This window comes from Kribbella sp. NPDC056345, from assembly GCF_042262745.1.
Classification (GTDB): domain Bacteria; phylum Actinomycetota; class Actinomycetes; order Propionibacteriales; family Kribbellaceae; genus Kribbella.
The window spans coordinates 250,934-269,604 of the sequence record NZ_JBHJQQ010000008.1 but is presented as its reverse complement, the minus strand read 5'-3'; the positions used below and the strand labels follow the sequence as shown (position 1 = coordinate 269,604).

The 18,671-nt window shown below is 67.9% G+C and carries 18 protein-coding genes; 10 read left to right on the top strand and 8 right to left on the bottom strand.

All coding sequences use genetic code 11. The features are described from left to right. Window positions 1-8 precede the first annotated feature (8 nt). From ACFCV3_RS27895 to ACFCV3_RS27875, 5 genes are read left to right on the top strand one after another with little or no spacing between them, the layout of a single operon-like run. Complete coding sequence (locus tag ACFCV3_RS27895; RefSeq protein ID WP_376034710.1) at window positions 9-1,034, top strand: hypothetical protein; 1,026 nt, start codon at window positions 9-11, stop codon at window positions 1,032-1,034. A 60-nt stretch (window positions 1,035-1,094) separates the two neighbouring features. Next, window positions 1,095-2,066 (top strand): hypothetical protein, encoded by a 972-nt coding sequence (locus ACFCV3_RS27890; RefSeq protein ID WP_376034708.1) that lies wholly within the window; start codon window positions 1,095-1,097, stop codon window positions 2,064-2,066. Between the two features lie 46 nt (window positions 2,067-2,112). Next, window positions 2,113-2,940: a phosphotransferase family protein gene (locus tag ACFCV3_RS27885; protein WP_376034706.1), complete on the top strand. Its 828-nt coding sequence runs from the start codon at window positions 2,113-2,115 to the stop codon at window positions 2,938-2,940. After that, on the top strand, window positions 2,937-3,806 hold the full coding sequence (locus tag ACFCV3_RS27880; RefSeq protein ID WP_376034704.1) for an NAD-dependent dehydratase: 870 nt from the start codon (window positions 2,937-2,939) through the stop codon (window positions 3,804-3,806). The genes ACFCV3_RS27885 and ACFCV3_RS27880 overlap by 4 nt, the downstream gene beginning before the upstream one ends. Before the next feature lie 19 nt (window positions 3,807-3,825). Further along, entirely contained in the window at window positions 3,826-6,882 is a 3,057-nt protein-coding gene (locus ACFCV3_RS27875) for a GH92 family glycosyl hydrolase (RefSeq protein WP_376034702.1), read from the top strand. Window positions 6,883-6,980: 98 nt separating this feature from the next. Here ACFCV3_RS27875 and ACFCV3_RS27870 read toward each other — a convergent pair whose 3' ends face one another. Then, a complete protein-coding gene (locus tag ACFCV3_RS27870; protein ID WP_376034700.1) occupies window positions 6,981-7,892 on the bottom strand; it encodes a hypothetical protein in 912 nt (303 codons plus the stop codon). A gap of 4 nt (window positions 7,893-7,896) precedes the next feature. Continuing rightward, window positions 7,897-8,184, bottom strand: a complete 288-nt coding sequence (locus ACFCV3_RS27865) for a helix-turn-helix domain-containing protein (protein WP_376034698.1) — start codon at window positions 8,182-8,184, stop codon at window positions 7,897-7,899. A gap of 65 nt (window positions 8,185-8,249) precedes the next feature. On the opposite strand from ACFCV3_RS27865, the gene map reads away from it, so the two are divergent. Continuing rightward, on the top strand, window positions 8,250-9,044 hold the full coding sequence (gene map / locus ACFCV3_RS27860; protein WP_376034696.1) for a type I methionyl aminopeptidase: 795 nt from the start codon (window positions 8,250-8,252) through the stop codon (window positions 9,042-9,044). A 103-nt stretch (window positions 9,045-9,147) separates the two neighbouring features. Here the strand turns inward: map and ACFCV3_RS27855 are convergent, their stop codons facing one another. The 3 genes from ACFCV3_RS27855 to ACFCV3_RS27845 form a co-directional block, all read right to left on the bottom strand. Then, window positions 9,148-10,143 carry a LacI family DNA-binding transcriptional regulator gene (locus ACFCV3_RS27855; RefSeq protein WP_376034694.1) on the bottom strand — a complete coding sequence of 332 codons (996 nt, stop codon included), beginning with the start codon at window positions 10,141-10,143 and terminating at the stop codon, window positions 9,148-9,150. 69 nt (window positions 10,144-10,212) lie between these two features. Further along, window positions 10,213-11,148 carry a ribokinase gene (locus ACFCV3_RS27850; RefSeq protein ID WP_376034692.1) on the bottom strand — a complete coding sequence of 312 codons (936 nt, stop codon included), beginning with the start codon at window positions 11,146-11,148 and terminating at the stop codon, window positions 10,213-10,215. Then, entirely contained in the window at window positions 11,145-11,765 is a 621-nt protein-coding gene (locus ACFCV3_RS27845) for an SIS domain-containing protein (protein ID WP_376034690.1), read from the bottom strand. The genes ACFCV3_RS27850 and ACFCV3_RS27845 overlap by 4 nt, the downstream gene beginning before the upstream one ends. Before the next feature lie 216 nt (window positions 11,766-11,981). Between ACFCV3_RS27845 and ACFCV3_RS27840 the strand changes: the two genes are divergently transcribed. The 3 genes from ACFCV3_RS27840 to ACFCV3_RS27830 are packed head-to-tail and all read left to right on the top strand — an operon-like array spanning window position 11,982 to window position 14,993. Further along, complete coding sequence (locus ACFCV3_RS27840) at window positions 11,982-13,313, top strand: ABC transporter substrate-binding protein (RefSeq protein WP_376034688.1); 1,332 nt, start codon at window positions 11,982-11,984, stop codon at window positions 13,311-13,313. Window positions 13,314-13,318: 5 nt separating this feature from the next. Then, entirely contained in the window at window positions 13,319-14,206 is an 888-nt protein-coding gene (locus ACFCV3_RS27835; protein WP_376034687.1) for a carbohydrate ABC transporter permease, read from the top strand. Beyond that, window positions 14,196-14,993, top strand: a complete 798-nt coding sequence (locus tag ACFCV3_RS27830) for a carbohydrate ABC transporter permease (protein WP_376034685.1) — start codon at window positions 14,196-14,198, stop codon at window positions 14,991-14,993. Before ACFCV3_RS27835 ends, ACFCV3_RS27830 begins: the two co-directional genes overlap by 11 nt. Here ACFCV3_RS27830 and ACFCV3_RS27825 read toward each other — a convergent pair. From ACFCV3_RS27825 to ACFCV3_RS27815, 3 genes are read right to left on the bottom strand one after another with little or no spacing between them, the layout of a single operon-like run. Beyond that, window positions 14,986-16,605, bottom strand: a complete 1,620-nt coding sequence (locus ACFCV3_RS27825) for a glycoside hydrolase domain-containing protein (protein WP_376034684.1) — start codon at window positions 16,603-16,605, stop codon at window positions 14,986-14,988. The genes ACFCV3_RS27830 and ACFCV3_RS27825 overlap by 8 nt on opposite strands. 38 nt (window positions 16,606-16,643) lie before the next feature. Beyond that, complete coding sequence (locus ACFCV3_RS27820; protein WP_376034682.1) at window positions 16,644-17,300, bottom strand: maleylpyruvate isomerase family mycothiol-dependent enzyme; 657 nt, start codon at window positions 17,298-17,300, stop codon at window positions 16,644-16,646. Beyond that, window positions 17,291-17,941, bottom strand: coding sequence for a pyridoxal 5'-phosphate synthase (locus tag ACFCV3_RS27815; protein WP_376034680.1), 651 nt, complete (start codon window positions 17,939-17,941; stop codon window positions 17,291-17,293). The genes ACFCV3_RS27820 and ACFCV3_RS27815 overlap by 10 nt, the downstream gene beginning before the upstream one ends. 64 nt (window positions 17,942-18,005) lie before the next feature. On the opposite strand from ACFCV3_RS27815, the gene ACFCV3_RS27810 reads away from it, so the two are divergent. Beyond that, entirely contained in the window at window positions 18,006-18,671 is a 666-nt protein-coding gene (locus tag ACFCV3_RS27810; RefSeq protein WP_376034678.1) for a VOC family protein, read from the top strand.

Genomic DNA, 18,671 nt, shown 5'->3' with positions numbered 1-18,671 from the left:
CCGGAGGCATGATGTTCCGCCGAATCGCCGCCATCGCCACCGTCCTGGCGTTGCTCCCGCTCTCTTCCGCCCGCGCCGCGGTCGGCGGCTGGTCAGCGCCGATCCGCCTGTACGCCGCCAGTGACGTCCAAGGCCGCGGTTACGCGTACGCGCCGAGCGTCGTGGCCGGCAGCCCGACCCGCATCTACACCTGCCACAGCAAGGCCGCGACCACCATCCGCGACGACATCTTCCTGACCAAGATCGGCGGTACGTCGACCTCCGTGCTGACCGGCAGCGGCTCCGGCTGGGACCACTTCCACAACTGCGACCCGAGCGTCGTCCGGGTCAACGTGCCGTACAACGGCCAGACCTACAGCTACGCGATGTTCTACCTCGGCAACGACGTGGACGCCTCGGCGCACAACGCGATCGGCGTCGCCGTCGCCCACAATCTCGACGGGCCATGGGTGAAGCTGCCGAACCCCGTCATCCAGTTCCCCGGCAGCGCGCCGACCGAGTGGGGCGCCGGGCAGCCGACCGCCACCACCATCAACGCGACCGACGGCACCGTCGTCCTCGCCTGGACGCAGGGCCTGCCGAGCGGGAACGTGGGCAAGGCCGCGCAGGTCAGCTTCGGATCCGGTACGCCGGTGGTCCAGTTCGAGCGGGTGCTTCCGATGGTCGGGTCGGACCCCGGCCTGAACAACTTCGACCTCGTCTACTCGCCGCCGCGGGACCGCTTCTACCTGGTCCGCGAAGGCCACCCGTACCCGAGCGGCTCCCAGCCGGACTACATCTCCGACCACCTGCAGATCGCGAGCATCTCCGGCGCCGGCTTCTGGGGCACGCCCGGGGTGAGCTGGACGGTGGAGAGCACGATCACCAGCGCCCGGACCGGCAAGCCGCGGACCCACAACCCGGGCTTCCTCCGCACGGTCTACGGCACCCTACCCAACGAATCCGAACTGACCGTCGTCTATACCTCGGCAGGCTACGACCCGGATTCCCTCTGGTCCTACACCCTCTGGCAGACGACAGCGCCGTTGAGCTAGCAACTTTCTCTCCGCGAGCGGCGTCTAGTTCTCAGGAGACCACTCGAATGCGAGGCTGAGATGACCGTCCCCGTCATCAGCATCACTGACCTTTACCATCCGCCGGAGGATCCCGGTGGAAACGTCGACCTGATCATGGCCTACGGCCTGCCCGAGCTCGATCTGCGCGCGGTGATCCTGGATAGGCGTGACCCCGGTGTCGCCGCGGTGACCCAGCTGAACGCCATCTTCGGCCGGAACGTCCCGACCGCCTGGTGCCCGTCCGCCCGGATGCGTGACCCGAACGACAGGATGTGTGACGCCCCGCCGGCTCAGCAGCGGGGGATCGACCTGCTCATTCATGCCCTGGCGGACAGCCCGGAACCGGTACACCTCCTGTCCTTCGGGTCGGCCAGGCCGGTGGCGGTCGCCTACAACCGGGCCCCGAAGCTCTTCCGGGAGAAGGTCGCCCGGATCCACCTGGCGGCCGGTACGACGATGGACCCGCAGGCGGCCATCCGCATCGTGGACTCCGGTCTGCCGCTGTCGCTCTACCCGTATTCCGCCGACGACATGGACGACAGCAACAACACGTACTGGATGTTGCCGGATCTGAAGTGGGTCGAGGACCTGCACCCGTGGCTGCGGCGCTACCTCGGATACACGCTCGGCCAGTCTTCGCGGCCCGACTTCCTGCGTGCGCTCGAGGAGGACGCGGCGGCGGACTTGATGGCCGACATCTACGACCGCACTCACTCGGTCTGGGAGACCGCCGCGTGGATGCAGGTAGCGGGCCGAGTCCTGGTACGGCGTCCTGACGGCTGCCACTCGATCATTCCGGCCGCCGAGGTGTCGGCCGGGGACACCGTGATCCGGAACGAGCAGGTCCCGTGCACGGTCCGCTCCACCCCGAACGGCCGGTTCGAGTTCGAGCTCGGCGGGGACGGCCGGACGACGGTCTTCGTCCGCGACGATCCGTTCGAGTACGAGCAGGCCATGACCGACGCGATGCCCGCCCTCTACCAGTCGTTCCGCCCCTGCGGCCTGAGCTGAGACAAACAACTGGGAAGCATCCGTCGGGACGTGATCTACTCGTTGGATGCTTCCTGCTTGGCTTCCTCCCGCAGTCCTCGAGGCGACGCAGGCACCGGAGGTCGAGGCGCTGCACGGCGAACTGCTACGGCAGTGGGCGTCGTCCGAGGTATGGCGGCTGTCGTACGGGCTGCGCAGCGTGATCGTGAAGCGCGGGACGGGCACCCAGTCGGGTGAGGCAGCGGCGTACGAGCGGTTCGTGATTCCACTGGGGTTGCCGGCGCCCCGGATATTTTACGCGGCGGATGAGGTGCTGGTGCTCGAGGACGTCGGCCGGGTGACGCTGGAGCAGGAACCGACGGCCGAGGGGTTTCTCGCCGCGGCCGGGCTGCTTGCCGAGATCCGTACCGCGCCGATCGACGGTCCCAGCGAGTTCCCGCCGGAGCGAGTAAAGGAGCTGACGGCACGGATCGGCCGGATCACCTTCGACGTCTCGCCGTTGACCGAAGCCCTCGCGGCCCTGCACGACCAGGCGCCCGCGCGGGTGGTCCACAGCGACTTCGTGCCGAAGAACCTGGTCACCGACGGGATCCGCTGGACCGCGGTCGACTGGCCGCTCGCCCACCTCGCACCCCATCTCAGTGACCTGTACACCCTGATCCGCGATGCAGTTGCCCTCGGCCACGATCGCGGCCCACTGGTCGCCGAGTACGTCGCCGCTGCCGGTGCGGATCCCTTTCTCGTCGACCGTCAGATCCTGGTCGGCGGTGCCTGCTTCTGCCTGCGGGCACTGGACTTCGTGGTCACCGAGGGCCTGCAGACGATCCCCGAGTCGGCGGACTGGATCGACCCGCTGCTGGCCGAGCTGGCGGATCTGGTGGAGCAGTTGTCGTGAGGCTGCTGGTTCTCGGCGGCACGAAGAATCTCGGTCGGCACGTGGTCGAGGCCGCGCTGCGTGACGGTCACGAGGTGACGCTCTTCAACCGCGGTACGACGAATCCCGGGCTGTTCCCCGAGGTCCGCCGGGTGACCGGAGACCGGGCCGATCCGTCGGACCTGGCCGCGGGGGAGTGGGACTGCGTGATCGACCTGTCCGGCCTCCTGGTGCGGGATGTGCGGTTGAGTGCCGAGGTCCTCAGGGATCGGGTCGGCCGCTACACGTACATGTCCTCGATCGCGGTCTACGCGGACCGGACGACACCGGGCCAGGACGAGTCCGGGGCGTTGCTCCCGTGGCCGGTGGATGCCCCCGACAACGAGTTCACGATGGACCTGTACGGACCGTCGAAGGTGCGCTGCGAATCGTTGCTCGCAGCCACCTTCGGGAGCCGGATGGCCGCCGTACGGTCCGGTTTCGTGGTCGGGCCCTACAACCCGGACTTCGGCAACTGGGGTACGGCGCTTGCCGCCGGCAACCGGATGGAGTCCGCGGCACCGCCTTCGCAGCCGGTCCAGTACGTCGATGCCCGTGATCTCGCCGACTTCCTGCTGCTGGAGTTGTCGGGTCCGTACAACGTGGTCGGCCCGACCCGGACGATGGCCGAACTGGCCGCCGCCTGGCGTTCCGTCGTACCGGATCCGGCGCCGATGGACTGGGCGCCGGCGGTGGATCGCTTCCACCTGAACGACGAAGGGCTCTTCCAGCTGGACAACAGGCGGGCACTGGCGGCCGGGTTGCGGTTGCGGCCAGACGAGGAGAGCGCCCGGGACTATGTGGCCTGGGTCCAGGATGGGAACATCCCGCCGGACCCACCGCACTAAATGTTCTAACATTGCCGCCGTGATCCTTGAGACAGGTGGAGGGCCGGGCGGCCCGACCAGCCCGCAGGCAGGCTTCAGCAGCGTGGACGCGGTGCGTTACGCCGGGACCACCGGTGGGCGGCAGGCGGTGTCGCTCAGCGTGACCGCCGGGGTGGTCCAGGCTGGGGAACGGCTGCGCTACAAGGTGTATCCGGAGCTGGACGAGGGCCTCGAGTACGGTGCGACGTACGTGGCAGTGGACCTGGTCTTCACCGACGGCACGCGGCTGTCGGAGCTCGGTGCGAAGGATCAGTACGGGAACCCTTTCGACGCCCTGGGGCAGGGTGCGTCGAAGGTCCTCTATGCCAACCAGTGGAACGACGTCCAGGTCGACCTCGCAGTCGCGGCCGGGAAGACGGTCGCGGACGTCGTACTGACGGTCGATGCACCCACCACCGGTACGACGTTCGTGGGCTGGATCGACGACGTTGAGATCGGGCCGGCGCCGCCGCGGCTCGACGGGTCGGACCTGGCCGCGTACGTCGACACGCGGCGCGGGACCAACGCGAGTTTCGCCTTCTCCCGCGGGAACACGCTGCCGATCACGGCCTGGCCGAACGGGTTCAACTTCATCACGCCGGTCACGGACGCATCGACGTACCGGTGGGCGTACGAGTACCACCGGCTGAACAATGCCGACAACTTGACCGAACTGCAGGGGCTGACGTTCTCGCACCAGCCGAGCCCGTGGATGGGCGATCGCGATCAGTTGACGATCATGCCGGTCACTGCTGCGACGCCGTTGGGTGATCCGGTGGCGCGGGCGGCGGCGTTCAGTCACGAGGACGAGGTTGCCCGGCCGGATCTCTACTCGGTGCGCTGCCAGGATGGGCTGCTGGCCGAGCTGGCGCCGACCGATCACGGGGCGATCTTCCGGTTCACGTTCCCGGCGGATGCGGCCGGGCGGCATCTGGTCTTCGACACGATCGACGAGAACGGCGCCTTCGGGTACGACGACGGTGCGCTGACCGGCTGGGTCGAGAGCGGCGCGGAGACCGGGCGAACCCGGATGTTCTGCTACGGCCTGTTCTCAGAGCCGGCGTCCTTCGGACCCGCGGATGGCGGGCGGGCGAACGCGCGGGCGGCGAGCTTCGACACGGATGAGGTGACGCTGCGGATTGCGACGTCGTTCATCAGCGTCGACCAGGCCCGGCACAACCTGTCGTTGGAGCTCGAGGGGCGGTCCTTCGAGGAGATTCAGCAGGCAGCCAACGCGATCTGGAACGAACGGCTGGCGGTGATCCGTCCGGAGGGTGCGACCGAACCGCAGCTGCGCACGGTCTACGGCAACCTCTATCGACTCAACCTCTACCCGAACTCGCAGTTCGAGAACACCGGTACGGCGGACGCGCCGTCGTACGCGTATGCCAGTCCGGTCATCCCGACGGTTGACGGGCAGGCGGTGGTGAAGCCGGGGAAGATGTACGTGAACAGCGGCTTCTGGGACACCTACCGGACCGCGTGGCCGGCGTACGCGTTCCTGTATCCGGCGCTGACCGCGGAGCTGGTGGACGGGTTCGTGCAGCAGTACCGCGATGGTGGGTGGATCGCGCGGTGGTCCTCGCCGGGGTATGCGGACTGCATGACCGGGACCTCGTCGGATGTCTCGTTCGCCGATGCTTACCTGCGCGGGGTCGAGCTGCCGGACCCGTTGACCACGTACGACGCCGGGCTGCGGAACGCGACCGTCGTACCGGTTGCGACCGAGGTTGGGCGGAAGGGCGCGACGACTGGGTTCTTCAACGGGTATGTCAGCAATGACACCGAGGAGAGTGTGTCCTGGTCGTTGGAGGCTTACCTCAACGACTTCGGGCTGGCCGCGATGGCCTCGCGGCTGGCGGACGTGTCTCCTGAGCGGAGCGCGCAGTTGAGGGAGGAAGCGGCGTACCTGTACCGGCGTTCGCAGAACTACGTGCTGCTCTTCGACCCGGCGATCAACTTCTTCCAGGGCCGGCGGCCGGACGGGTCCTTCGCGCAGACGCCGGAGGAGTTCGACCCCTGCGAGTGGGGCGGCGACTTCACCGAGACCGACGGCTGGAACTTCGCCTTCCATGTCGCCCACGACCCCCGCGGCCTGGCCGGTCTGTACGGCGGTCCGGCCGGTCTCGAGGCCAAGCTCGACGAGTTCTTCGCGACTCCCGAACTGGCCACGAAGAAGGGCAGCTACGACATCGTCATCCACGAGATGCTCGAGGCGCAGGCGGTCCGGATGGGTCAGTTCGGGTTCAGCAACCAGCCGGCGCACCACATCGCGTGGATGTACAACTACGCCGGCGCCCCGCACAAGACGCAGGCCATCGCCCGCGAGGTCCTCGACCGCCTGTACGTCGGCGAGCAGATCGGCCAGGGCTATCCGGGCGACGAGGACAACGGCGAGATGTCCGCCTGGTACCTCTTTGCCGCGCTCGGTCTCTATCCGCTCCGCGTCGGTGCTCCCGAGTACACCATCGGCTCACCGCTCTTCCCGCGCGTCACCGTGGCACCGCTCGGCGGTTCGCCGTTGGTGATTACAGCCTCGGACGTCGAGCACCCGTACGTCCAGGAGCTCCGCGTCGACGGCAAACCGTTGTCCGTGGCATCGATCACCGACGCCGCCCTGCAAGGCGCCTCGCTCGTCGAGTTCGTCCTGGGCCCGGAGCCGTCCGACTGGGGCACCCTGCAACCCCCGCCGTCCCTGTCCTCCGAGGTCCCGGCCCCACTGGTCGACCTGATCCCCTTGGATCCGTCGAACCCACTCTTCGACAACACCTCCGCCACGTCGGCCGCAGTCTCAGTTGTCGAGTGGTCTCTCCCGGCCCCGGCAACCGCGACCTTCTACACCCTCACCTCAGCTGATGCCACCGATCACCTTTCCTGGCGGCTGGAAGCCTCGCCGGACGGCACCACCTGGTCCGTCCTCGACGAACGCACCAACCAAACCTTCCCCTGGCGCCACCAACTCCGCCCCTTCCAAATCCCCACCCTCGCGGAGTACCAGCACTACCGCCTAACCTTCCCAACCCCGCTAACCCTCACCCAGGTAGAACTCCTCCCCTGACGTCCGATTTGGCTGGCTAGGCAGGCAAATCGGGGGTTCTACACTCTGAATACGGGTACGGAACCCCCAATTTCAGTGCCTAGCCAGCGAAATGAGGGCTACGCGGCGGCTTGGTGGAGGCGGGATCTGGCTTGGGCGAAGAGGGCGGTGAGGGCTACGGGGGGTTGGTTCCAGAGGATTTCGGCGCGGGCGTTGTGGAGGGCCGGCCAGAGACTGGCGGCCCAGGCGACCTCCAGTTCGTCGGGCGTGAACTCCCGTTCCTCCTGATAGGCAACGAGAAACGCCTCAGAACTGGCCAGCGGAGCAAGCGTGGGAACCTCGGTGCTGGCGAAGGCGCCCGCGGCAGCACCGACCAACGCGGGCTCCGGCAACCACGCCAGGCTGTCCCAATCGTGTACGACGTACGGCGTGTGCCCGTGCCATCGCAGGTTCTGGGCTTCCCAGTCCGCGTGACCGAGCACATGTCGCATCGACCCAGCCTTCAGCAACCGCCTTCGCGCCCGAGTCGCGATCGCCACCAGATCCGCCCGCAACGAATCCGCACCCGGCCTCGTGTCGTGAACCGCATTCGGCGGCCACTCACCCGGTCCGTCGTGATCCCACCGCACCCACTCCGGATTAGGCAGCGGCGACGGATGCTGGAGCCGCCGGGTCACCCCCATGACCGCGGCATACAGACGCGCCGAGCGCTTCGCCGTACCAGCATCGTTGCCCCGAGCAACCTCACCCCCAGGCAGCCACTCCTCCGCATGCACCGCTCGCCCGTCCACCACGCTCACCCCGGTCAACGGCCGAGCACAAGGCAACCCAGCCGCGACCACCGCCTCCTGCACCGCCAAACACGTCCCCACCCGCCCGTCATCCGCCCGCGCCTTCACCACAACCTCCCGCCCGTCATCGAGCCGCAACCCCCAGACCTCGCTAACCACCGAAGCCTTGAGCAACACCTCAACCGGCCGGGCCCCGAGCTCCCGCCCACACCACTCCACCACCCATGGCTCGAGGGCCACGTGCTTAGGAGGCGAGAGGTTCGCGGGTGCGGCGGGGGGTGGGTGTGGCGGGTGGGTTGATCTCGGTCCAGACCTCGTCGAGGGAGAGGGCGAGGACGTCGGCGATGGCGGCGATGGTGGGGAAGGCCGGGGTGGCGACGCGGCCGGACTCGATCTTGCGGAGGGTCTCGGGGGAGACGCCGGCGTCGAGGGCGGTGTCGAGGATGGAACGATCACCTCGGGCTCGGCGCAGCAGTGCGCCGAGGCGCTGTCCGCGCTCGATCTCGGTGGGGGTGAGGGGCAGCCGGACCATGGTCGGATTATAGTACCGGTATAGTTTGGCCGGTATAGTTATTGGTTCGTGAGAGGGACGCCCGCATGATCGAGATCCTGAGCTCCACCGAGCTCACCCAAGCGACGAAGACCGGCGCACTGGTCGGCACCATCCTGCAGACCCTGAAGAGCCGGACCGCGGTCGGTACCAACCTGCTCGACATCGACCAGTGGACCAAGGCGATGATCGCCGACGCCGGCGCCCAGTCCTGCTACGTCGACTACGAGGCATCCTTCGGCCGAGGCCCCTTCGGCCACTACATCTGCACGGCCGTCAACGACGCCGTACTGCACGGCAAACCCTCGAACTACGCCCTCGCCGACGGCGACCTGCTGACCCTCGACCTCGCCGTCCTCCAAGGTGGCGTGGCCGCCGACGCCGCCATCAGCTTCATCGTCGGTGACTCCCGGCCCGCCGAGAGCCTCGCCCTGATCGCGGCCACCGAGCGCGCTCTCGCCGCCGGCATCGCCGCCGCCCAGCCCGGCGCCCACATCGGCGACATCTCACACGCCATCGGCACCGTCCTCACCGCGGCCGGCTACCCCGTCAACACCGACTTCGGCGGCCACGGCATCGGCTCGACCATGCACCAGGACCCCCACGTCCCCAACACCGGCCGCCCCGGCCGAGGCTACAAACTCCGCCCCGGCCTCCTCCTGGCCCTCGAACCCTGGGTCATGCAAGACACCGCCGACCTCATCACCGACCCCGACGGCTGGACCCTCCGCAGCGCCACCGGCACCCGCACAGCCCACACCGAACACACCATCGCCATCACGCCCGAAGGCCCTCAGATCCTCACCCTCCCGGACCCCGACGGCGTACAGAAGAACGGGTAGTAGTCCACCGCTCCCCGCCGTCGCCCGCCTGGCGGCTGCCGCCACGCCCGCTCGGAGCCCACCACTACCCGTCCGTCTGTACGCCGCCGGCCGGGTAGCGGTCCTACTTGGGCGCTGAGGTGGCCCGGATGTGGAGTTCGGTGCGGAGGGTGACGGTGGAGGGTGGGCGGCCGGGGGAGGCGATGCGGTCCTTCAGCAAGGTGCCGGCGGTTCGGCCTAGTTCGTAGGTGGGCTGGGCGACGGTGGTGAGGCTGGGGACGACGAGGTCGGCCCAGGGGATGTCGTCGAAGCCGACGATGGCGATGTCCTGGGGGGCTCGGAGGCCTGCCTTGGCCAGGTGTTCGAGGGCGCCTACCGTCATCAGGTTGTTGGTGACGAAGAGGGCTTCGGGAGGTTGGGGGAGGGCCAGCAGGGATTCCATCGCGGCGTACCCGCCGGCCTCGCGGAAGTCGGCGTGCCGGACCAGGTCCTTGTCGTAGCGGATGCCGGCGGCTTTGAGGGCGGAGCGGTAGCCGGCCAGGCGGTCCATGGCGGTACTGACCTTGCGGGGGCCGGTGATGCAGGCGATCCGCCGGTAGCCGCCGTCGATGAGGTGTTTGACGCCTTCGTGGGCGCCGTGTTCGTTGTCGACCAGGACGGTGTCGGCCTCGACGCCTTCGACGCGGCGGTCGATCAGGACCATCGGGGTCTTGGCCTCGGCGAGCTGCTGGACGCCCTCGGCGGTCGAGGTCGGGGAGATCACGACCCCGGCCATCTGTTCGGTCAGGACGGCCGACGCGTACGCCGCTTCCTTCGCCGGATCCTCGTCGGAATTGCAGAGAACGACGTGGTACCCCTCGGTCTGCGCGACATCCTCGAGCCCGCGCACCAGCGACGTGAAGAACGGGTTCTCGATATCGGAGATGACCACGGCCCACAGGTTCGTCCGGGACTTGCGCAGGTTCCGGGCGACGCCGTTCGGGCGGTAGCCGAGCTCGGCGACCGCGGCGCGGACCTTCTCGGACAGCTCGGGATCGACGTTCCGCCGTCCGCTGAGCACCCGGGAGACCGTCGCCGGGGACACACCCGATCTACGCGCGACGTCGTAGATCGTCGTCATACCCGCCCCCTGCTGGAAATCGATTGGCCTTCTGGATCGCACTTTAACTCCGATCCAGGGCAAAGCGTCTCATGACAAGCCGGGGTCCAGCAGGGCGAGTGCGGCCGCGCGGGCGGGGGCGGAGGCGGCGGCGCCGTTGACGGTGGTGGACAGGGCGCCGGCGGCGTTGGCGAGGCGGACGGCGGCGACCAGGTCGGCGCCGGAGGCAAGGGATGCCGCGAGTGAGCCGCAGAAGGCGTCGCCGGCACCGACCGTGTCGACGGTCGCCACCATGTGCGGTTCGATCCACACCTCCGCGCCGGACGAGCGGTCAACAACAAACGCTCCCCGCGCCCCGAGCGTCACCACGCACCCCCGCAGGTCCCACTCGTCCGCAAGCTTCCGCGCAATCACCGGCACCTGCGTCTCGTCGTCGCAGTCCAACCCAGTCAACGCGGCCGCCTCGACCTCGTTCGGTACCAGGATGTCCACATCCGCCGTCAGTCGCGGATCGATCGGCCCGACCGGCGCCGGCGTGAGAATCGTGGTCACCCCAGCCGCCGCCGCGATCCGCAACGCCGTTTGACTAGCTGAGACTGGCAACTCCAGTTGCACGCTGAGCACCCGGCTGGCAGTCAGTACGTCGGCTGCCGCTTCCACATCTGCCGGGGTGATCGCGGCATTGGCCCGCGACACGATGATGATCGAGTTCCCGCCATCCGGCAGCACCAGCGGCAACCCGACCCCGGTCCCCAACGACGGGTGCCGCACGATCCACGAGGTGTCGACGCCGTCTCCGGAGAGCAGTTCGAGGAACTCCTCGCCGTACCGGTCGCTGCCGATCGTCCCGACGATCGCGGTCCGCGCACCCATCCGGGCGGACGCGATCGCCTGGTTCACGCCCTTTCCGCCGAGGTGTTCGGCGAACCCGGTCCCGTGCAGCGTCTCGCCGGGCAGCGGCCGCCGGTCCGCGCTCGCGACCAGATCCTTCATGAACGACCCGAGCACGCACACGTCGTACCTCATGCGTCCTCCGTGAGCAGACGCTTGCCCAGGGCACCGGACGGATGGAACCGGGCGAAGTCGTGCTGACTGAACTCCCGCAGTACGACGAGTGCGCACGCCAGCGCATCGCCCATCGCCAGCGAGGCTGTGGTGGAGGCGGTCGGCGCCAGGTTCAGCGGATCGGCCTCGCGCAGCACCATCGTGTCCAGCGTGTACGTCGCCAGCCGGGCCAGCGTCGATTCCTCGTTACCCGTCATCGCGATCACCGGGATCTTGCGATCGCGCAGCATCCGGGCGAACGCGCAGACCTCGGCCGTCTCGCCGGACGCGGACAACGCCAGTACCAGGTCGCGGCTGGTGACCGCGCCGGAGTCGCCGTGCAGCGCATCACCGGAGTGGATGAAGGTGGCCGGCGTACCGGTGCTTGCCAGGGTGGCGGCGATCTTCCGCCCGACCAGCCCGGACTTCCCGAGCCCGGTCACCACCAGGTGACCCTCGCAGTCGGCAACAGCGATCAGTACGTCGAGGAAGACACCGTCGAGGCGATCGGCCAGTGCCGACACGGCCGCGGCCTCGGTCTCGATCGCTGTCCGCGCCGCCGCGAGACCGCGGGCGACCCGGTCCGGCACAACTGGCATCCGCAAACCCCGTTCGCACTGAGAAATCGATTTCCAGCAAGTAGACGCAGAGTAGGGAGTGTGACCGCGGAGTGTCAACGGCTGATTCGTGGCCGAAACCCTTGCGGATAGACCAATACTCCGGCTTCGGCCGGATCAACGGCAGCTCCGGTCTTGACCGGCTTCGGTGGGAATCGTAGATTGCGAGAAATCGATTGCCCACCCCTGGAGCAGCTGATGATCGCCACGCCTCCCCCTGCCCGCCTGAGCCGCCGTACCCTGCTCGGCGCCTTCGCTGCGGTGCCGCTGCTGTCGGCCTGCGGAGGTTCGTCCGGCGGGGACGGCAAGGAGATGTCGTTCTGGAACTTCTACGGCCCGTCCGACGACCAAGGACCGCAGAGCAAGTGGTTCGTCGACGTCGTCGACGAGTGGAACCGGAACAACGACGTCAAGGTCAAACTGCGCTACATCCCCGGCAAGGACTACCTGAACGGGACCACGCTGCAGACGGCCTTCCAGTCCGGGCAGGGGCCGGACATCTTCCTGATCAGCCCGGGCGACTTCCTGCGCTACTACAACGGCAACGTCCTGCAGGACCTCGGCTCCGCGCTGTCGCCCGAGTCCAAGGCCGACTACCTCCCCGGACTGCTCGAGGCGCGCAGCGTGGACGGCAAGGTCTACGGACTGCCGATGGAGATCGAGCCGCTCGCCATGTACTACAGCGAAACCGCCTTCGAGAAGGCCGGCCTGTCCGAGGCCGACCTGCCCAAGACCTGGGACGAGACCCTCGCGGTTGCCGAGAAACTCACCGGCAAGGACCGGTACGGCGTGATGTTCGAAACGCTGCCCGGCTACTACCAGAACTTCACCTGGTACCCCTTCCTCTGGCAGGGTGACGGCACCCCGATCAAGGACGGCAAGGTCGCGTTCGATTCGCCGGCCGCCGTACAGGCACTGAAGTTCTGGCAGGACACCATTCAGAACAAGGTCGCCCCGCGCAAGGCGCTCGGCGATGGTGGCGGTGACGTGGTCTCGAACCTCGGCTCCGGCGCAGCCGCGATGCAGCAGAGCGGCATCTGGGCAGTGGCGGACATGCGTGCCAAGGCGAAGAACTTCAAGTACGGCGTCATTCCGCACCCGACTCCGGCCGGTGGCAAGGCGGCCACCGACCTCGGCGGCTGGGCGTTCGTCGCGAACTCCAAGGGCAAGAACCCGGAGGCGGCGGCCAAGTTCATCGCCTGGGCGCTCGGCTCGACGGACGCGGCCGGCGTCGAGCGGCAGCGGCAGTGGAACACGGTGGTCAAGACCAATGTGCCGCCGCGTAAGTCGGTTCAGGCCGCGGCTGACGCGAAGGGCGCTTTCGCGGATGGCGCGCTGAAGAAGTTCGTCAGTGAGATCGCGCCGACCGGGAAGCCGGAGCCGCGCTTCCCGCCGGAGGTCTACCAGCCGATCGCCGATGCCATCCAGGCCTGCCAGCTGAACGCTGCCGATCCGGCCAAGGCCGCGGCCGACGCGGCGGCCCGGATCGACACCTTCCTGAAGACCTACCAGGGCGCGCCGATCAGCTGATGCGGATGACCAAGAAGCGACGCGAGGCGCTGGCGGCGTATGCGTTCCTCGCGCCGGACACTCTCGGCCTGCTGATCTTCGTCGCGCTCCCGATGGTGCTCGCGTTCGGCGTTGCGTTCTTCAAGGTTGATGGCTTCGGCAACTATCAGTACGTCGGTCTGGCGAACTACCAGCTGATGGCGGGAGACGACCAGCTGCTTGCTTCGTTGAAGGTGACCGCGATCTACGTGGTCACCTTCGTCCCGATCGCGTTCGTGGTCAGCTTCGCGCTGGCGATGCTGGTTCGCAACCACTTCAAGGGCATCGGCTGGGTCCGCTCGGCGTTCTTCCTGCCGAACGTGGTCAGCCTGATCGTGGTCGGCCTGATCTGGCAGTTCCTGCTGGTCGACAAGCGCGGCGCGCTGTCCAAGCTGCTCGCGCCACTCGGCCTCGGTGACGTCTCCTTCCTCGGTACGCCGTCCCTTGCCCTCGGCACCTATGTGGTGATCAGCGTCTGGTTCCTGATGGGTTACCAGATGCTCGTCTTCCTGGCCGGGCTGAAGGACGTGCCGAAGGAGCTGGAGGACGCCGCGCAGATCGACGGCGCGAGCTCCTGGCAGCGGTTCCGGTACGTGATCTGGCCGCTGCTCCGCCCGACCAGCTTCTTCGTGGTGGTGAACTCGACGATCGGCGCGGTCACCGGCCTGCAGGCCTTCGATCTGGTCTTCGTGCTCACCAAGGGCGGCCCGGCGCGTGCGACCAGCACGGTGGTGCTCTACATCTACGAGCAGGCGTTCACCTTCAACAACATGGGGTACGCCGCCGCCCTGACCACCGTGGTCGTCGCGATCCTCGTGCTCTGTACCGGCCTGATGTTCAGCGTCACCCGAGGAGGCCGTTTCGATGAGGATTAGAGTCCTGCCGATCGTCGCGCACGTACTCGCGATCATCGCGGTGTTACCACTGCTCTGGATTGTGATCAGTGCTCTCAAACCGGTCGAGGACGTCTTCGACTTCGGCTGGCCGAGCACCTGGACGCTGGACAACCTGCAGTACGTGCTGCTGAAGATCCCGATGCCGCGCTTCATGCTGAACTCGGCGATCGTCTCGGTCGCGGTGACCGTGATCGCGCTGTTCTTCCACTCGATGGCGGCGTACGCGCTGGCCCGGCTGCGGTTCCCGGGGCGCGGGATCATCTTCTCCGGCATCATGTCGACACTGCTCGTCTCACTGCCGGTGATCCTGGTGCCGCTGTTCCTGGTCGCCAAGCAACTCGGCCTGCTGGACAGCTACGCCGGCCTGATCGTGCCGAGCATCTTCCATGCCTTCGGCATCTTTCTCCTCCGCCAGTACTACCTGAACATCCCGCGCGAGCTCGAAGAGGCCGCCGACCTCGACGGCTGCGGCTACTGGCGGCGGTACTGGAGTGTCATCCTGCCGCTCAGCCGCCCGGTGCTCGCGTCCCTGTCGGTGCTGTTCTTCTTGGCCAACTGGAACGCATTCCTCTGGCCGCTGACCATCACCCGGAACCCGGACCTGCGCGTCATCCAGCTCGGCGTCTCCGGCATGCAGGGGCAGTACGCCTCGGCCTGGAACCTCATCCTGGCGGCCGCTGTGATCGCGGCCGTCCCGACAGTCGTGGTCTTCGTCGCCGGCCAGAAGCGCCTGGTCGACGCGATGAAGACCACCGGCCTCAAGTGAGTGCGGCGACCATGCGTTGCCGGGCTTGGTAGTAGTGGTCGGGGTCGAGCACTGGGCGGTTGAAGCGCAGCGTCCGGTCAGGGTCGATCACGTCCAGTGCTCTGGCGTTTCCGTGTCGGGCGCGGATGGCTTGGAGCGCGCGGTGGTCCCAGATCGCTTGAGCGAAGACACGGTGCCGGAGCGACGGCCACGGCGTACCGTCTGTGCCGGGGTAGACGATGAACGGGTCCCCGGACGGGAACGCGCCGCCGGCTGACGTTTCGGTGAACGGGTCGACGCGGCGGGCGGCGTACTGGGTGTACCAGAAGTTGAAACCCCAGTGCAGGAAGCCGTCCACGCCGGACGCGAAGAGCTGGTGGCCGATCGCCCGGTTGCGCGCCGAGGGCATGCCGATGAAGCGGTTCGCGACGTCACGGTTCTGGCTCACGCAGTAGTAGACCCACAGGTGCTCGGGGCGCTCTTTGAGGAACGGTTCGACGTGATCAGTGGCGACGACAGGCAGTGGGACGGCTCCTGATGTCCAGAACGAGTGCTCGCTCAACGCGTCGACGAGTGTCCAGCCTTTCAGCAGATCGGCGACGACCGCCTTCGCAGCGAGATAGCTGGCGAGCCCGTCCTCGCCGGACGGCTCATCGGAGATATGGAAGACCACGTGCTCGCGGTCCCACTCCTCGTCGAGCACCGCATGGAGTGCCGGCAGCAAGGCCTCCATCAACTGCCGGTACTGCGGAGCTGTCGCGTCGACGTCCCAGCCGAAGGCGCGCCGGCCGTCGACCACGATGCCGGGCGTGGCTTTTGCGCCCCACTGCGTGAACAGGTGTGCGACCTCGACACCCGTGATCCCGTTCCGTCGGCACAGCTCCAGCCAGCGGCGCAGCTTGTCGAAGCCGAAGCGGTATCCGTCCTCAGTGGCGGTGATGTCGATGAGCTGTACGACGGTGCGGTACGAGCCGACCGCTGTATCGAGAGGTGGTGTCCAGACCGGTGTGAGTAGTGAGGTCGCGCCCATCTCGGCAGCTGACGCCATGAAGCGGTCGACCAGCGCCCAGTGCTCTTCGCTGAACACCTCGACGCCATAGTGGTCAGCCAGCGAGTCAAGGTGCATCCAGTGACTCGACACGATGTCGAGTGCCGGCAGCTCGACTCCGGTGAGCTCGACGGTGACCTGCTGCCGGTGCAGCTCAGCCCCGTCGGGTGCGCTCAGTACGACGGTGAGCTCGTGGCGACCGGCTCGTGCGGGGTCGGTGGTGCTGACGTCGAACCAGAGCGCCGCCCACTCGCCAGGGCGCACCGAGGTCTCGCCGCTCGGGATCGGCCGCAGCACGTCCGGGTACAGCCCGGGCTCGTCGAACTCGTAGCCGTCGTCGTGCTCGGGGAACGCGAGCAGGTCGCAGTGCACGAGGTCAACGCTCGACACCGCGACCAAGTCGGCGGCCGGACCCTCGACCCGCACCTGGAGTGCGCTCGACCCGAGCGGCGGCCGATACGCGAGCTGGAACGACGCCGGCTCGCCGAGAAACGCCTGGAACTGAGTCGCTGCCGGTCGCGGGTCCCGGGTCGGATGCACCTTCGCCAAGGCGTCACAGAGTACGAAGCCCCACTGCGCAGTCATGCCTACATCATTCAGATGTGAGCAAGAATGCGCAATGGTTAGGGCCAGGGGAGGAGTTCTGGTGCGCCGTCCAGCTCGGCGCGGCCGGCGTACCAGGCGGTGAGTGCGGTGAGCGTGCCGGTGAGGACGTGGTCCTCGCCGGTGCCGTTCTCCCAGACCGGGCCGTCGGAGGGCTGCAGGATCAGGTGGATGCCGTCGGGGGTGCGGGGACGGAGGAAGTCGAGCAGGTGGGCGCAGAAGTGGGCGGGCCACTCGTCGGGGGTTGGGCCGAGGCCCAGGTCGCTGGTGTGGATGACCAACTCGCGCCAGGTGGCGTCGATGCCGTGCGCCAGGGTGCTGTTGCGGTGCAGGATCGGCCGGGACCAGTCCTCCGGGCCGACGCGGTCCCAGGCGGCCAGGAGGTCGGTAAGTGCTTCGTCCAGATCGGCGGTGAGCTCTGCGGCCGGGCGGTGCGCACCGGCCTCGATGTCCGCGTCACGAGCGGGCCGGCCGCCGTCGTACACCTCGACGAGCTCGCCACGCAGGGCGTACTCGACCTGGCGGGTGAACGCCCGCGAGAAGTTGGCTATGTGGGTGATCACGTGCCCGCGGGACCAGCCGGGCAGTACGGAGTCGCCGCGGGCAGTGGCCTCGTCCAGGCCGTCCACCAGCGTGCTCAGTCGAGCCGCAGCGGTCTTCACGTCGATCAGGGCCACAAGCGCTCCTTCGTCCAGTTGTCGGTCAGGCGGTACCGCAGGCGGAGGTGACGGCGGTCCGGATCCGCCTGCCAGAATTCCACCTCGTCTGGTTGCAACGTGTACAACGTCCAGTTCGGCGCGACCAACCCCGGGTCGGCTTGGAGCCGCTCGGTCTGCTCGGCCACGGTCTGGCTGACCTCGGACGGGTCGTTCAGTACGTCGCTCTGTCGCGCAGCCAGCGACTCCGCGCGAGCCGCGATCGGACGCGCCAGGAAGTCGAGAGCCGAATCATCCGGAGCGGCGGGCTCGACTCGGCCGAGCACACGCACCTGCCGGCCGAGCGGAATCCAGTAGAACGTCAGAGCGGCGTACGGCGTCGCCGCCAGCTCGGTGCCCTTCGGACTGGCCGCAGACGAGGCGAACTGCCAGCCCGCCTCCGTCACGTCCTTCAGGATCAACACCCGCGCGTTCGGACGGCCGTCGGCGCGGACCGTGGAGACGGTGGCTGCCAGGGGCTCAGGCACATGCTGGTCGACCGCGGTCAGCAGCCAGTCGACGAACAGCTCGTGCGGTGTCGCGGGAGCCTGCGCCGGATCGAACTGCGGGGGAGTACCGGTCAGCGTCGGTACGGCGCGCAGCCGGGTCCGCAGGTCAGTCACGCCCACGACCCTAAGTCAGAACCAGGTCCGACAAACTGGGGGACGGCGTGGTTAGCCTTCTTGTATGACGGTGGCCCGGTTCAAGGATCTGTGTATCGACGCGAACGCATCGAGTCTGATGGTTGCGTTCTGGGCGGAGACACTCGGGCTGACCGTGCCGGCCGACAACCCGACCGTGCTGCTCGGCGACACGCCCGAGAAGACGGTCTGGATGAATACCGTCGACGACCCGCGGACGACCAAGAACCGGGTCCACCTCGATGTGCACACCCCGTCGATCGACGCTCTGGTGGCGGCCGGGGCGACCGTCCAGACCGAGCATCCGCGCTGGACCGTGCTGACGGATCCGGAGGGTGGGGAGTTCTGCGGATTCGTGCGGGAGCGCGTCCCGGCGTACCGGCTGATGGAGCTGGTGGTCGACTCGGTCGATGCGAAGGCGCAGGCCGAGTGGTGGGCCGGAGTGGTCGGCGGTGACCTCGGGAGCTCGGCGGACCAGCCGTGGTACTGGCTGGAGAACGTGCCCGGCCTGCCGTTCACCTACTGGGTGTTCGTGCCGGTGCCCGAGCCCAAGACCGTGAAGAACCGCGTCCACTGGGACATCAGCGCGGGGGATCTGCAGCCGGTCCTCGATGCGGGTGCCACACTCCTACGAGCCAAGGACGACGAGATCGGCTGGCACATCTGCGCGGACCCCGAGGGCAACGAGTTCTGCGTCTTCTTGGACCATTAG